This window comes from Cytophagales bacterium, from assembly GCA_033344775.1.
Classification (GTDB): domain Bacteria; phylum Bacteroidota; class Bacteroidia; order Cytophagales; family Cyclobacteriaceae; genus JAWPMT01.
Map to the genome: position 1 here is coordinate 2,409,208 of JAWPMT010000005.1, position 15,558 is coordinate 2,424,765.

Genomic DNA, 15,558 nt, shown 5'->3' on the forward strand with positions numbered 1-15,558 from the left:
ATTTTATCAATCGTGCTATAATCTTCCATCTACCTTATCCTTAGACAAGGTTGACTTCACATCGTAGATTACAGGATCACCTGAAATCGCATCTATAAACTCATCATCAAATTCATCATGAGATACGGCTAAAATCAAACCATCGTAATTGGTCTTATTCAGATGTGCTTTCTTGGATAAAGTGACTCCATACTCTTCTTGAACCTCACTGGCCTCAGCCCATGGATCATATACATCTACCTTAATATTAAAATCCTCCAATTCACGAATGATATCAATCACTCTGGAATTTCTAATATCTGGGCAGTTCTCTTTAAATGAGATACCAAGAACTAGCACAGATGCATCTACTACTTTTTTGCCTTTCTGTAAAAGTAATTTCACTAGCGACTTGGCCACAAATGGACCAATGGAATTATTCAATCTCCTACCTGCCAGCAAAATTTGAGGATGGTATCCTACTGCCTCTGCTTTTTGTGCTAAATAATAAGGATCTACACCTATACAGTGACCACCAACAAGACCAGGCTTAAAGGGTAAGAAATTCCATTTCGTGCCTGCCGCTTCCAAAACATCTGAGGTATCTATACCCATTCGATCAAAGATCATTGCCAGTTCATTGATAAAGGCAATATTGATGTCTCTTTGTGAATTCTCAATGACTTTAGCAGCCTCAGCAACTTTGATAGAGCTTGCTTTAAAAGTCCCTGCAGTAATAATGGTTCCATAAAGCTTGTCAACCCTATCAGCCACCTCCTCATTAGAGCCAGAAGTCACCTTCAAAATCTTAGTGACGGTATGCTCTTTGTCACCTGGATTAATCCGTTCTGGTGAATAACCACAAAAGAAATCAACGTTATATTCGAGGCCTGAAACCTGCTCCAATACGGGGACACAATCATCTTCTGTGGCTCCTGGGTATACCGTAGATTCGAAGATTACAATATCTCCTTTTTTTAAGACAGATCCAACCGATTTAGATGCCGAAATCAGGGGATCAATATTCGGCCTATTGTATTGATCGATAGGTGTAGGAACTGTTACTACATATATATTGCAATCAGCAATGTCCTGCATATTGGTCGTCAAATACAACCCATTCTGCTGTCTATCTTCGACCAAAACTTTTTGTAAGAGGTCATCCTCAATTTCCAGGGTTTGGTCATGCCCTTTTTTTAATTCCCTAACCCGTGTATCATTGATATCGAAACCTACGGTGCGGTATTTTTCAGCAAAAGCGACTGCTAAAGGCAATCCTACATATCCAAGTCCAATTATTGCGATATTATCTTCCATTAAATTACGATTCGGAGTTAAGGTCTAATTTGTCAAGTTGTTAATCAGGACTGCAATGGTTCCGATGCCAGTAGCCATAGTAATGATTTCTCCAGGACTCAACTTTCTTCGAAATGGTTTTGTCGGAATAACCAGCTCAGAACCCGGTTTTATCTCCGGAAAATTCTTAAACCACAAGAATCGTCCGGTTTTCCGAGCCGAACCATTTGCATAGATCACATAAGCCTTCCCTTTTCTTGCTCGATCTGAGAATCCTCCTGAAGAACTAACGAAATATTTGAAAGATGCCCCTTCTTCATATCGGATCGTACTCGGATATAATACTTCACCTCGCACTCGGATTGTTTGCAGTTCTCTTGGAATGCTGAGTACATCGCCCTCTTTCAAAATCAAATCATAGACTCCTCCAGGTTCGGATAAAATATTTTGCAATTCGATACCAATGGACTCTTGCATTTTGAATCCATCACCTATTGATTCAATTAAAGTATCTTTCTCTAATACCTTTGCGAGATCTTCTCGTCGAATTTTTGAAGCAACTGATGTTTCATCAGAAACACCACCTTCTCCTTTATCCACGTAATATTCAGTTCGCCTGATTAGTGTTGCACCAGATACATATGCAAAAGAAGTCATACCTCCAGCCCTTTCCAGCACATCTGATATTCGTTCATTTCGCTTTCTAAGTGCGTATTTACCAGGATAAGTCACTTCTCCTTCAATCTCCACAATGGTTTGTTTTTCATAAACAGGTGAACGCCTGATCACAACCAGATCAAAAGGCTGAAGCTCAAAAGAGGCGTCTTCATCATCCAGCAATAAGTTCTCGTCGATGGCAAAATTGAAAATCTCGGAAACATCATTGGACTTATCGACCTGTGAATCAGAAATTCGCCGAGCTACTTCTACAAATGATTTTGCTGCTGACTCTTCAAAACCGCCAGCGAGATATATCAAATCCTCGACACTCATACCAGCAGTGAAAGGGTATTGGCCCGGCTCACGAACTTCACCTTGTATGCTCAAAGTATATGCTTCTCTGAGATCAAAAATGGATTGTAGCTTTATCAAATCCTCTTCTTGCAAATCAAGGTTGAAGTTTCCGGCCAATAGTTCTTTCGGAGAAAAAGCAATAGATTTCAGCTCAAAGTTTTCCAACTCACGAAGAATGATACCTCTTTCCAGGTATGCGTCTCCTCTGAACCCTCCAGCCAGCTCTATCGCTTCGGACAATTTCATTCCTTCCTTGATCTCGAATTCGCCGGGGTGATTGACCGCTCCTTCTACTCGGAATCTCTTTTGGAAACTACCTTGAATTTCACCAACATCCACCATATCGCCTGACTTGATCTCAAAAGCCGAGAAATCGTTCGACTCTACAGTTTTCACCGTACGAATGTTCTCGAGGTTTCTACGAATAGAGATAGATCTTTGATAAGCTTTTTCATTCATCCCTCCGGCATATCTGATTACGTCCGACAGGAATTCACCGGGCTTAGTTTCATAGATAGCAGGTCGTTTCACCGCTCCATCAACGGTCACCCTGTTACCATAAGGAGGTACTAGTAATACATCTTGATCTTGAAGGTTGATGCCGCTGCCAGTCCCATCAAGCAATAGGTCATACAAGTCTACCTCTTTGAACAACTTTCCACCTCTCATGACCTTGATATCACGAAAACTACCGTTTTCCGTTGGACCTCCTGCTAGCTGCATTACATTGAGGACGCTCCCAAAAGATGAGACTGGAAAAGCTCCGGGATTCACAACCTCACCAACAACATTAACCGTAATCGTTCTGATCTGTCCGAGACTAACCTGGGCATATGAGCTTTCACCCAAAGTGCTGTAAATGGATTTTAACCTTTGTTTAATCCGTCGATCTGCTCTGTCCAGGGTATATCCATTGATATATACCGGGCCTATGTTGGGAATAAAAACACTTCCTTGTGGGCTAACATCCAACACAAAAGATTGCTCGGACGAACCCCAAACATCTATGATGAGTTGATCGCCAGGCCCTAAGAGGTAATCCGGACTTGGGGCAATGTTCAAGCTAGGTTCAAAGCCATTAAAACTTCTTTTGAAAAATTCTAATCCAAAAACCTGCAATTCATCAACCGCCGTAGTATCCTCCAGGAGGATGTCAGCGAATGGATCAAATGACTCTATCGGATCATTGTTCCTCGAGAATGTCCCCGGCTCGTTCTTCCTCAAGCGGTCAATTGCATCATCGTCAGTACCCTTAGATGTCGAAACCGAATTGATGCGCCTTCGAAGTTTGACAATATCCCCTTCTGACATCCCTCTGGCTCTTGCCAATATCTCTAGTTGTGCTTCAGAATAGCCGCTATCTTCGATTCGTGAGATCAGGCTTTCGATTTGAGCATCAGAAAGATCATCAACATTTATCTTTGAAAGATCAGGTATTTGCTGCCCATGAACTGAAAAGCAAAACATACTGGCAACCACCAATATGAAAGCCATTTTCAAATACCTGAAACTTTTATTCATCACTACTTTTAAAAATCAGAGCGCAAATTTAGTCGAAAGATATTTATTAGTACAGGAAATCATTACCCATTAAAGCATGATCAAAATGACATCCTGCTTAAAGAAGCTTACTGAAAATTGAAATCAATAACTTTCATTGCATAACGTAATTTCTCAGCAATTCTTGCTGCATCAAGCCAGGGTACCTTGAGCCATAGTCGAAAACTAACGTGTCCCTTTTACTAGAAAATGAGGATTGAGCAAATCTTCTTTATTATAAACCACCGACTGATTCGTGTTTTTTTGAAGGACTTTACCTCCTGCTTCTTCCACAATTATTTGAGCAGCAGCAGTATCCCATTCCATTGTTGGCGCAAATCTAGGGTAGATATCAGCTTCACCTTCTGCAACCATTAACAACTTCAATGAACTTCCTTTTGAAACGATCTCGGGATCCTTCAGGGACCCCATGAAAGCTTCTGTGTCTTCATTTAAGTGGCTTCTGGAAGCTACAACTTTTAAGCCGACTGATGAGATGTCTTTATTACTCACCTGGATTTTCTCTCCATTCTTGAACGCACCCATGCTCCATACCGCATGGTAAATATCTCCGGTGGCAGGTACCTGGACGACTCCTAAAACCGGTTGATCTTTTTTGATCAAAGCGATATTGACAGTAAACTCTCCATTTCTTTTGATGAACTCTTTGGTTCCATCAATGGGGTCCACCATCCAGAAGTACGGCCAATCAGAGCGCTCAGCATACGAAATAGCCTTTCCTTCCTCACTCAAAACGGGCAGCCCAAGCGGTTCAAGTATCTCACAAATCACTTTGTGAGAAGCTTTGTCAGCCTTGGTCAGCGGGGATTGATCATCCTTTAATGAGACATCAAAATCATCGCTATTATAGATCTCTAGTATCTTGACTGCCGCTTCCTCCGCGGCCTTCTTCGCTAGGTCAAGAAATGTATTTATATCTACCATGATCAAATAATCATTCCGGCAGCAACCGTTTCATTGGTACCTTCATCTACCAATATCACGCTTCCTGTATGTCGATTGACTTTGTAAGCGTCGGCCAAAACAGGTTTTGTGCTTCTCAGTGAGACCCTACAAATGTCATTCATCGTGATCTCCTTATCATCCTCGTCTCGATGTAAGGTATTGATGTTAAGCTTATAGCGAATCTCTTTGACCATTGCCTTCATATCACAACTGGTGTGACGTAGCAGATATTTGGCGCGAGGCCTTGGTCCTTTTTGGTTCAGCCAGCAGAGCATGACCTCAATGTCCTGTTCCATTCGAGGCTTGTTATTGGACCGCACGATCATATCTCCCCGGCCTACATCGATATCGTCTTCCAATGTCATGGTCACGGACATAGGAGCAAATGCTTCTTCTAAAGGGCCATTAAAGGTATCAATGGATTTGATCTTGGAAGTAAATCCAGACGGCAACACTTCTACTTGATCTCCAGGTTTAAATACTCCACCAGCAATTCGTCCTGCGTACCCACGATAATCATGGTATTCATCGTTTTTAGGGCGAATGACTGTTTGAACAGGAAAGCGACAATCGATGTGATTTTGATCGCTTCCTACATGAATGTTCTCCAGTGTGTATAGCAATGTTGATCCTTCGTACCAGCTCATCGCCTCACTTCTATTCACCACATTGTCACCATTCAGAGCACTTATGGGAATGAACCGAACATCCTTCACATCCAGCTTCGAAGCAAAATTCTCGAAATCTGCTTTGATCTTTTCAAAGGCCTCTTCCTTGTAGTCGACAAGGTCCATTTTATTGATACAAACGATCACATGGGGGATTTGAAGCAATGAGGCAATGATAGAATGCCTGCAGGTTTGATCAACCACACCATTTCTCGCATCGATTAGGATAAGAGCAACATTTGCGGTAGATGCACCAGTCACCATATTTCGGGTGTACTGAATGTGACCCGGGGTGTCGGCGATGATGAATTTTCTTTTGGGTGTGGCAAAGTATCGGTAAGCCACATCGATGGTAATCCCCTGCTCTCGCTCATCTTTCAAACCATCCGTCAACAAAGCCAGATCGGTATGACTCAAGCCTTTGCGCTCACTACTCACTTTTACCTGATCTAACTGGTCTTCAAAGATTGACTTGGAATCATACAACAATCTCCCTATCAAAGTGCTTTTTCCATCATCTACGCTTCCAGCTGTCGTAAAGCGTAGCAATTCCATATCTAAGTATCCTGACATGATTTTATTCAGTGATAATTTTAAAAGTAGCCTTCTTTTTTACGATCCTCCATAGCAGTTTCCGAACGCTTGTCGTCTTCCCGATTTCCACGCTCCGTTTGCCTGGCCGATGCAACTTCTTCGATGATCTTCTCCAGGTCATCTGCATCAGACTCTACGCCACCGGTGATAGTAATGTCACCCAGCGTTCTGAATCGGATGTGACGAATTTCAGGGGTTTCGTTCTCCGCAATCTGGATATACTCGGATACGGGTAAGAAAGTATTGTTCCGATAGATAACTTCCCGATCATGAGCAAAATACAATGAAGGGATTTGAATATTTTCCTGATGGATGTATTGCCAAACGTCCATTTCTGTCCAGTTACTCAGAGGGAAAACCCGGAAATGCTCTCCTTCATGATGTTTTCCATTGAAGATATTCCAAAGCTCTGGTCGCTGGTGTTTTGGATCCCACTGCCCAAACTCATCCCTATGGGAGAAGAATCTTTCCTTGGCACGTGCCTTCTCTTCATCTCTTCGTGCACCTCCGATACAAGCATCAAACTTGTTGTCCTCGATTGTTTCAAGTAAGGTTACCGTTTGAATGGCATTCCTGTTGGCATGTTTCCCTTTCTCTTCAACCGCAGACCCCTGATCAATGGAAGATTGAACGGATCCTACAATCAGTTTAGCACCAAGTTCTTCAACCAGATCATCCCTGAATTTAATGGTTTCAGGAAAGTTGTGTCCAGTATCGATGTGAACCAACGGAAATGGGATCTTGGCAGGAGAAAATGCTTTTCTCGCCAAATGTGTTACAACAATGGAGTCCTTTCCGCCGGAAAATAGAATCGCCGGATTTTCAAATTGAGAAAATACCTCGCGTAGAACAAAAATGGATTCTGATTCCAGTTCTGCCAAATGCGTTAGGCTGTAGCTTTTCATGCTTGACTAAATATTTGTGGCTGAATGCTCTGGTTTAACTGGACAAGACATGTTTCCAGTGTCTGCTCAGCTGTATTTACTTTAATATTTGGATTTTTGGGTGCTTCGAACGGTGAATCGATCCCCGTGAAATTCTTGATCAATCCCGCACGTGCTTTTGCATAAAGTCCTTTTACATCTCTTTGTTCGCAAACTTCGAGGGGGCATTCCACAAAGACTTCTATGAAATTTTCGGCACCGACGAGGTTCTTAACCGCTTCACGATCTTCCTCAAAGGGTGAGATGAATGCAGTAAGCACTACGGTACCCGAATCTACGAAAAGTTTTGAAACTTCTGCGATACGGCGAATATTCTCTTTTCTATGACTATCGGAAAAGTCCAGATCATTGTTAAGTCCAGAACGGATATTATCCCCATCCAGGATATAAGTATGCGCTCCTTTGTTAAATAAATCAACCTCCAGTTCGCTGGCCAATGTAGACTTACCCGAGCCTGATAGACCTGTAAACCAGATCAATTTAGGTTGGTACTTATAAGCTACAATCCGATCAGCCTGATCTATTTTATGCTTATGTGGAATGATGTTTTCTCGAAAGTCCAAGAGACAAAATTTCTTTAAAAACGCGAATTTACTGAATCCTTCTTAAGGAATCGTTTTACTTTAAAAATGACTTCAATTTTTCCTCAGGAAGATTGAACATTCTTTGGACGGATATCGTCCAATTTAAGATGCTACGATTTCTTGTTGTATTCCGGATAGGGTTAGCGACGAATAAAATAGTTGCGACATGGACAGATTCTACAAAAAATCCTATCCATACTACAACGTATGTTAACCCATTACTTTTTTCTTAAAATACTCCAGTGTAGGTACCAATCCTTCTGATCTGGTGAACTGAGGTTCCCAATTCAAAACCTCTCTTGCTCGACTGATATTGGGCTTCCTTTGCTTCGGATCGTCTTTGGGTAGTGGTTGGTAAATGATCTTCGAAGAACTTCCCGTAATCCTGAGGATCTCCTGGCCAAATTCTTTAATGGTTATTTCTTCCGGATTCCCAATATTCACTGGTTGCACATAGTTGCTGTGTAACAATCGGTAAATCCCTTCGATCAGGTCATCCACATATGTGAACGATCTAGTTTGTGAACCATCACCAAAAGCAGTCAGGTCTTCTCCGTTCAAGGCCTGGGAAATAAAGGCAGGAAGTACCCTGCCGTCATCTAATCTCATTCGAGGCCCGAATGTGTTGAATATTCGCACGATCCGGGTTTCGAGACCATGGAAGGTATGATAAGCCATGGTCAACGCTTCCTGAAATCTTTTTGCTTCATCATAGACACCACGCGGACCTACAGGATTCACATTTCCCCAGTAATCTTCCGTTTGTGGGTGGATCAAAGGGTCACCATACACCTCAGATGTTGAGGCAATTAAAACCCTGGCTCCTTTGTCCTTCGCCAAACCTAAACAGTTCAAAGTACCCAATGACCCCACTTTCATGGTTTGTATAGGCATCTTTAGGTAGTCAATAGGACTTGCAGGAGAGGCAAAATGAAGGATGTAGTCAAGATTTCCAGGCACATGCACAAATTTCGAAACATCGTGGTGATGAAACTCGAAATGTTCGTTGGAAAACAAATGCTCTATGTTCTCAATATTTCCTGTGATCAAGTTGTCCATTGCAATCACACGACAACCTTCAGCTAAGAAACGATCACATAAATGACTTCCCAGGAAACCAGCCCCTCCAGTAACGAGAACCTTCTTCATTATTTGACTTGTTCTCTTCCTACACTAACGTAATTGAACCCAAGTGCTTCCATTTGCTCCAGTGAATACAGATTTCTTCCGTCAAAGATAACTTTGTTACCCATTACTTGTGCCAACTTATCAAATTCAGGAGTTCTGAAAATCGGCCATTCGGTCATGATCATCAAAGCGTCGGCTCCGTCAACAGCGTCGTACTCATCTTTGGCAAAATAAATAGTATCACCCAGTTGCCTTTTGACATTGCTCATTGCTTCTGGGTCATAAGTCCGAACAATTGCTCCCTGATCCAATAGCGTTTGGATATTTTCCAAAGAAGGCGCTTCACGGATATCATCCGTGTAAGGTTTGAAAGCCAATCCCCATACGGCAATGGTTTTACCTTTGATATCGCCTCCGAAATGTGATAGTAATTGTGGGATCAATTTTTGTTTTTGAACCGCATTTACATCCATTACAGATTTCAGAATCTTGAAATCGTATTCTGCATCAGAAGCAGACTTGGCCAATGCCTGAACGTCTTTCGGGAAGCAGCTACCACCATAACCAATACCTGGGAAAAGGAAGCGTTTTCCGATCCTGGCATCCGTACCAACACCACGACGCACCATGTCAACATCCGCTCCAAGGAGTTCACATAGATTAGCTATCTCATTCATGAAACTGATTTTCGTTGCCAGAAAAGAGTTAGCCGCGTATTTGGTCAACTCAGCAGATTTCACATCCATGAAAATGATTGGATTGCCTTGTCTTACGAATGGCTCATAAAGCTTTTGCATCACTTCCTTGGCTTGCTCAGACTCTACACCAAGAACCACTCTATCGGGCTTCATGAAATCTTCTACCGCGACACCTTCTCTCAAGAATTCAGGGTTTGATACGACATCAAAATCCACTTTTGCATTAGGCGAAATAGCAGCTTTCACCTTTTCCCCGGTTCCTACAGGTACTGTGCTTTTGTCTACTACTACGGTATATTCTTCCAGAATTGGTCCAAGATCTTGCGCTACTTTCAGTACATATTGCAAATCTGCAGAGCCATCCTCACCAGGAGGTGTTGGCAACGCCAGAAAGATAATCTTAGCACCTTTGATGCCTTCTTTGAGGTCAGTGGTAAAATCTAATCTACCTTGTCTCAGATTTCTCTCAAAAATAGGCTCTAAACCAGGCTCGTATATTGTAACTGTCCCACCCTGAAGCTTCTTTACTTTTTCCTGATCGATATCTACACAAGTGACATGATTCCCTGTTTCCGCAAAACAAGTACCGGTCACAAGACCAACGTAGCCCGTTCCTACTACTGCGATTTTCATTGGTTATGTATTGTAATTTTATTATTTACTGTATTTCTATCTTGTCAAAATTCATCTCCGCCTCCCCTAATCGAGGATGCTTTAAATCTTTGCCGGATATAATATTTTCATCTCCTTTCCAATCAATCCCTAATGCCGGATCGTTGTAGGAAATTCCTTTTTCAAATTCAGGCGCATAATAATTATCAACTCCATAATAAAATAAGGTATCATCAGATACTACCTTATACCCGTGAGCAAACCCTCTGGGAACGAGCATATTGATGTTTGGGTTGTCGAGAATGAAAGAAAAGCTCTGACCAAAAGTAGACGAGCCTCTTCTTAAATCTACTACTACATCCAATACAGCGCCCTGGATAACACCTACTAACTTTGCCTGTGCATACGGATCCAGCTGATAATGCAATCCTCGAAGAACATTTTTCTGAGACTTGGCAAAATTGATCTGTTTTACTTCAAAATCCACTCCCGTCTCTTTTAGGAATTGTTTCTTATTAAATGACTCCAGAAAAAACCCACGGTCATCGTCAAAAATCTTATTCCTAATAATCAGGCAACCTTCCAGTGAAGTCTTTTCTATGACCATTTCACCATATTTTCCAAATATTGACCATATCCGCTCTTGTTCAAATTGGCGGCAATTTTCAATACTTGTTCTTCGTCAATGAATCCCATTTTGTAAGCAACTTCCTCAATGCAACCGATCTTCAATGACTGACGTGCTTCAATTGCGTGCACAAAATTACCCGCTTCTAGCAAGGAATTAAATGTACCCGTATCCAGCCATGCTGTACCACGGTCCAAAATTGCCACTTTTAGCTTGCCTGCAAGCAAATAACTACGATTGACATCTGTAATTTCCAATTCTCCTCGTGGGCTTGGTTTAATATTTTTTGCAATTTCAGTCACCTGATTATCATAAAAGTACAGTCCAGGTACTGCAAAATTGGATTTGGGAGCGGCTGGTTTTTCTTCCAGCGAGATGACATTGTTTTGGTCATCAAACTCAACCACACCGTACCTTTCAGGATCGTGAACATGATAAGCGAAGATGTAGGCACCATCAGGATCGGTACAAGCTTGTAGTTTCTTGCTTAAACCTGAAGCATAGAAAATATTGTCCCCAAGAATAAGCGTTACGGAATCTGAACCAATAAAATCCTCTCCTATGATAAAGGCTTGCGCAAGCCCTTCTGGTTTTTCCTGAACCGCATAGGAAAATGAACAACCTAAATCCAACCCGTCTCCCAATAGATCCCGAAATACAGGCAAATCTCTTGGCGTAGAAATGATCAGGATCTCTCTAATACCCGACAACATTAACGTGGAAAGCGGGTAGTAAATCATGGGCTTATCGTAAACAGGTAACAACTGTTTACTCGTAACCTTGGTCAAAGGATGTAGTCTTGTTCCTGATCCACCAGCTAGGATGATCCCTTTCATGACTATTGGTAAGTTTGTGAATAGTATTGTTGATATGCGCCGGAAGTAACAGCCGTCATCCAGTCTTCATTGTCGAGATACCAGTTGATCGTATGAACAATGCCCTGTTCAAATTGAAGAGACGGTTCCCAACCTAATTCTTCCTTAATCTTAGAAGCATCAATGGCATATCTCAGATCATGTCCCGCCCGGTCTGTCACGAAAGTGATCAATGCTTCTGATGTTCCTGCTGCTCGTCCCAATCGTTCATCCATTGCTTTACATATCACTTTCACAAGATCAATATTCTTCCACTCGTTGAATCCGCCGATATTATATGTCTCACCGGTTTTCCCCTCATGAAAGACCTTATCTATCGCCGAGGCATGATCCTCCACGTAAAGCCAATCTCTGATATTTTCGCCTTTTCCATAGACGGGAATTGGCTTATTATTCAATATATTATTGATCACTAATGGGATTAATTTCTCCGGAAATTGATTCGGACCGTAATTATTGGAGCAATTAGTAACCACCACAGGCAAATTGTAAGTGTTGGCATAAGCCCGGACAAAATGGTCAGATGAAGCTTTGGATGCGGAATAAGGCGATTGCGGATCATAGCTAGTATCCTCCAAAAAGAATCCTTCATTGCTCAATGATCCAAAGACTTCATCTGTAGAAATATGATAGAACAGGTGATCGTTACCGGACCAATGATTTTTGGCGGCATTCAGCAAATTCATCGTACCTAAAACATTGGTTTTTACAAAGGCAAGTGGATCAGTAATGGATCTATCTACATGGGACTCAGCCGCCAGGTGAATGATTTTCTGAGGCAGATAAGTCTGAAACACCTCTTCAACATCCGCCTCAGACACGATATCTCCTTTGAAGAAAGAATAGTTTGATTCCTTATCAATATCCGACAGGTTAGCCAGGTTGCCCGCATATGTTAATGCATCCATGTTGACGATGTGATAGTCCTTATACGCCTTGACAAATCTGCGAACGACGTGAGAACCTATAAAGCCCGCTCCTCCTGTAATCAGTATGTTCATATTTTGTAATAAGACCTGTACCAGTCTACGAAATTTTGGACACCTTGCTTTAGAGGCGTTCGTGGTTTAAATCCTGTAACTTCCTCCAAAGAAGATACATCGGCAAAAGTAGCAGGAACATCTCCAAGTTGCATCGGTTTAAAGGAAATCACCGCCTTTTTACCGATAGACTGCTCTATCGCTTCGATAAAACTCATCAATTGGACAGAAGACGTTCCGCCAATATTGTATAATCGGTAAGGAGCAAAGCTTGTCGACGGGTCCGGTTCGTCAGAATTCCAATCCGGATTCGGAGTGGCAGGATTAATCATCAATCGATAAATACCCTCTACGATATCGTCAATGTAGGTAAAGTCCCTTTGCATCTTACCATTATTGAATACTTCTATCGGTTCATCGTTGAGGATGGCCTTTGTAAATAAGAATAATGCCATGTCAGGGCGACCCCACGGACCATAAACCGTAAAAAAACGAAGACCACTCACCGACAAGCCAAAGTTGGAGGCATAAGAATGCGCCATAAGTTCATTCGATTTCTTAGTGGCCGCATATAAAGAGATCGGATGATCCACGTTTTGATTGACTGAAAAAGGCATCATCGTATTTGCTCCGTAGACGCTACTGGAAGAAGCATATAACAGGTGTTTGATGCCATAATGCCGACAACCTTCCAGAATATTGGCGAATCCGATGATATTGGCATTGATGTAGGCATGAGGGTTTTCCAAAGAATACCGTACTCCAGCCTGCGCAGCAAGGTTCACGACATAATTGAAGGAATTGGCTTCAAATACACGATTAATCGCCGGTTGGTCCGCTATGTTGACTTGCCTGAAAGAAAAATTCGGGTCACCTTGAATCAATGAGAGGCGTGCCTGTTTCAAGGTCACATCGTAGTAATCATTGACACTGTCAACTCCTACCACTGCATAACCTTCTTTTATCAGTTTCCTACACAAATGGAATCCGATAAATCCTGCTGCCCCGGTAACCAAAACCGAATCTTTCTGTTTCATGATGCAATGCTAGCACTACTCCTGCTATTAACAAAAACAACGCAGTAGTTAACAATCAAATCCCCCGTGATTAATTTTGCGGAGTGACTCAAATTTGGAAGTTGATCCTGAAAGATTTGCAAATGGATTTTCGGAATAAATATCCATTTCTATCTATTCCACTTTATCTGGCAGCGATCATTTATATCTCTTATTTGTCTTTTCAGGGCCTGATCAACAATTCCAATTGGAATGCGCTGTTCTGGATGATCCTACTATTTACAATGGTCACTGCCATCGGACGATCCTTCCTTCAGGAACAAGATCGCTCTATGTATTATTATTTTTTGGTGAACCCTCAAATACTAATCACGGCTAAGTTGATCTATCAGTTATTGTACACCAGCGTGCTGTGTTTGCTTGCTTTTCTATTGATGCAGATCTACTTCCCCAGAGAAATTCCGGACCTGGGATTATTTATTTTTAACCTGGTGCTGGCCACCATCGGGCTCTCGAGTGCGTTTACTATGGTGTCATCGATTGCTTCTGGAGCGAGCAACCAGGGAAACCTGATGGCGGTTATGGGTTTCCCAGCAGCCATACCGATTCTGGTGTTATCAGTGACTAATTCAAGAAAAATATTGATGGGAGCAAGTCTTTCTGATATAAAGGGAAATGTGACCACATTGGTCTCTGTCGATGTTGTTATCATTGCGCTTGTATTTCTATTGTTCCCTTACAGCTGGAAAAAGTGATATGGAAAAACTCTCGAAGTTGACTTGGTGGAAATGGCTGACGATGGGAATCCTCGTATATGTGATCATCGGTGCCTTTCTGTTTGATGTACCCAGACTTCCCATTTTGAATGAAGGAATCAGGAACTTACACTTTCACGTCCCGATGTGGTTTGGAATGACCCTGATGTTCTTGACCAGTGTGATCTATGCCATAAAATATCTGCGGACCAACGATTTGAAATACGATGTGTACAGCTCCGAACTCGCCACCGTAGGGCTGTTTTTCGGAGTTATCGGAATTACTACTGGTATGGTTTGGGCTCGATTTACCTGGGGAGAATTTTGGAGCAGTGATCCACAACAAAATGCTTCAGCCATCGGGTTGCTACTTTATTTCGCATTATTCATCTTAAGGGGATCCGTACAGGATGATCAGCAAAAAGCAAGACTCGGTGCGGTATTTAACATATTCGCCTTTAGCATTTTGGTCCCGTTACTATTCATCCTGCCAAGACTGACGAGCAGTTTACACCCCAGCAGTGGTGGAAATCCAGGCTTTAATTCATACGACCTGGACAGTAAACTGCGTCTGGTATTCTATCCGGCAGTAATTGGTTGGACTTTTCTGGGCTTTTGGATCGCATCATTAAGAATTCGGCTTACAAATCTTTCACTTCATGAACAAGTTTAAATCATTCCTGTTTACCCTCATGCTGATCATGACGGGATATGGTCTTGCTGCCCAACCTGTAGAAATGGCAGATAAATTTCGGGGAGAGGGCAAGATATATGTAGTGGTAATGATCGCATTACTTCTACTTATCAGCATCTTTTTTTATTTGTTCCGTATAGATAAGAAACTGAAGAAATTGGAGGAGAACAAAAATTCTGAGCAATGAAAAAGTCACATATTTTAGGCATTGTTGTTATCGCCGTAGCCATAAGCGTCATTGTTTCTACGGCTGGAGATGCAAGTAACTATGTATCGTTTGGTGAAGCTAAATCTTTATCCGATTCCGGAGCGGACAAAAAAATACATGTCGTTGGTACCTTGAAAAAAGATCAGGCTGGCGAGATTGTAGGAATTGAAACCAGTCCTGACCAAATGGCTTTTAAGTTCATGATGGTGGATGAGAACAATTTCTCGCAGAAAGTGATTTTTGCCGAACCCATGCCGACAGACTTCACCAAGTCTGAGCAAGTAGTGGTCGTCGGTGCGTACAACGGAGACATCTTCGTTGCTGACAAGATTTTGCTCAAATGCCCTTCCAAATACCAGGAAGAAGAGATAAAGGCTTGA

16 protein-coding genes are annotated in these 15,558 nt (G+C 42.1%); 4 read left to right on the plus strand and 12 right to left on the minus strand.

Features of this window, described 5'->3' with window-relative positions; genetic code table 11:
* Positions 1 to 15: 15 nt before the first annotated feature.
* From R8G66_27770 to R8G66_27825, 12 genes are all read right to left on the minus strand, one after another.
* A complete protein-coding gene (locus tag R8G66_27770) occupies positions 16 to 1,296 on the minus strand; it encodes a nucleotide sugar dehydrogenase (GenBank protein MDW3196202.1) in 1,281 nt (426 codons plus the stop codon).
* A gap of 24 nt (positions 1,297 to 1,320) precedes the next feature.
* The gene (locus tag R8G66_27775) at positions 1,321 to 3,810 is read right to left on the minus strand and encodes an SLBB domain-containing protein (GenBank protein MDW3196203.1); all 2,490 of its coding nucleotides are present in this window, start codon (positions 3,808 to 3,810) and stop codon (positions 1,321 to 1,323) included.
* Positions 3,811 to 4,014: 204 nt separating this feature from the next.
* Positions 4,015 to 4,773, minus strand: a complete 759-nt coding sequence (cysQ, locus tag R8G66_27780) for a 3'(2'),5'-bisphosphate nucleotidase CysQ (protein MDW3196204.1) — start codon at positions 4,771 to 4,773, stop codon at positions 4,015 to 4,017.
* 2 nt (positions 4,774 to 4,775) lie between these two features.
* Positions 4,776 to 6,035: a GTP-binding protein gene (locus R8G66_27785; GenBank protein ID MDW3196205.1), complete on the minus strand. Its 1,260-nt coding sequence runs from the start codon at positions 6,033 to 6,035 to the stop codon at positions 4,776 to 4,778.
* Positions 6,036 to 6,055: 20 nt separating this feature from the next.
* Positions 6,056 to 6,961 carry a sulfate adenylyltransferase subunit CysD gene (cysD, locus tag R8G66_27790; protein ID MDW3196206.1) on the minus strand — a complete coding sequence of 302 codons (906 nt, stop codon included), beginning with the start codon at positions 6,959 to 6,961 and terminating at the stop codon, positions 6,056 to 6,058.
* Positions 6,958 to 7,563: an adenylyl-sulfate kinase gene (gene cysC, locus R8G66_27795; GenBank protein ID MDW3196207.1), complete on the minus strand. Its 606-nt coding sequence runs from the start codon at positions 7,561 to 7,563 to the stop codon at positions 6,958 to 6,960. The genes cysD and cysC overlap by 4 nt, the downstream gene beginning before the upstream one ends.
* A 231-nt stretch (positions 7,564 to 7,794) precedes the next feature.
* On the minus strand, positions 7,795 to 8,733 hold the full coding sequence (locus R8G66_27800) for a UDP-glucuronic acid decarboxylase family protein (GenBank protein ID MDW3196208.1): 939 nt from the start codon (positions 8,731 to 8,733) through the stop codon (positions 7,795 to 7,797).
* Positions 8,733 to 10,043 carry a UDP-glucose/GDP-mannose dehydrogenase family protein gene (locus R8G66_27805; protein ID MDW3196209.1) on the minus strand — a complete coding sequence of 437 codons (1,311 nt, stop codon included), beginning with the start codon at positions 10,041 to 10,043 and terminating at the stop codon, positions 8,733 to 8,735. Before R8G66_27805 ends, R8G66_27800 begins: the two co-directional genes overlap by 1 nt.
* Positions 10,044 to 10,068: 25 nt before the next feature.
* Positions 10,069 to 10,629, minus strand: a complete 561-nt coding sequence (rfbC, locus tag R8G66_27810; protein MDW3196210.1) for a dTDP-4-dehydrorhamnose 3,5-epimerase — start codon at positions 10,627 to 10,629, stop codon at positions 10,069 to 10,071.
* Positions 10,620 to 11,486: a glucose-1-phosphate thymidylyltransferase RfbA gene (rfbA, locus tag R8G66_27815; GenBank protein ID MDW3196211.1), complete on the minus strand. Its 867-nt coding sequence runs from the start codon at positions 11,484 to 11,486 to the stop codon at positions 10,620 to 10,622. The genes rfbC and rfbA overlap by 10 nt, the downstream gene beginning before the upstream one ends.
* A 2-nt stretch (positions 11,487 to 11,488) precedes the next feature.
* Positions 11,489 to 12,526, minus strand: a complete 1,038-nt coding sequence (rfbB, locus tag R8G66_27820) for a dTDP-glucose 4,6-dehydratase (GenBank protein ID MDW3196212.1) — start codon at positions 12,524 to 12,526, stop codon at positions 11,489 to 11,491.
* On the minus strand, positions 12,523 to 13,542 hold the full coding sequence (locus tag R8G66_27825) for an NAD-dependent epimerase (protein MDW3196213.1): 1,020 nt from the start codon (positions 13,540 to 13,542) through the stop codon (positions 12,523 to 12,525). Before R8G66_27825 ends, rfbB begins: the two co-directional genes overlap by 4 nt.
* A gap of 83 nt (positions 13,543 to 13,625) precedes the next feature.
* Between R8G66_27825 and R8G66_27830 the strand changes: the two genes are divergently transcribed.
* From R8G66_27830 to R8G66_27845, 4 genes are read left to right on the plus strand one after another with little or no spacing between them, the layout of a single operon-like run.
* The gene (locus R8G66_27830; protein ID MDW3196214.1) at positions 13,626 to 14,276 is read left to right on the plus strand and encodes a heme exporter protein CcmB; all 651 of its coding nucleotides are present in this window, start codon (positions 13,626 to 13,628) and stop codon (positions 14,274 to 14,276) included.
* Positions 14,221 to 14,949, plus strand: coding sequence for a cytochrome c biogenesis protein CcsA (gene ccsA, locus R8G66_27835; GenBank protein MDW3196215.1), 729 nt, complete (start codon positions 14,221 to 14,223; stop codon positions 14,947 to 14,949). Before R8G66_27830 ends, ccsA begins: the two co-directional genes overlap by 56 nt.
* Positions 14,936 to 15,157, plus strand: coding sequence for a CcmD family protein (locus R8G66_27840; protein ID MDW3196216.1), 222 nt, complete (start codon positions 14,936 to 14,938; stop codon positions 15,155 to 15,157). The genes ccsA and R8G66_27840 overlap by 14 nt, the downstream gene beginning before the upstream one ends.
* The gene (locus tag R8G66_27845) at positions 15,154 to 15,558 is read left to right on the plus strand and encodes a cytochrome c maturation protein CcmE (protein ID MDW3196217.1); all 405 of its coding nucleotides are present in this window, start codon (positions 15,154 to 15,156) and stop codon (positions 15,556 to 15,558) included. The genes R8G66_27840 and R8G66_27845 overlap by 4 nt, the downstream gene beginning before the upstream one ends.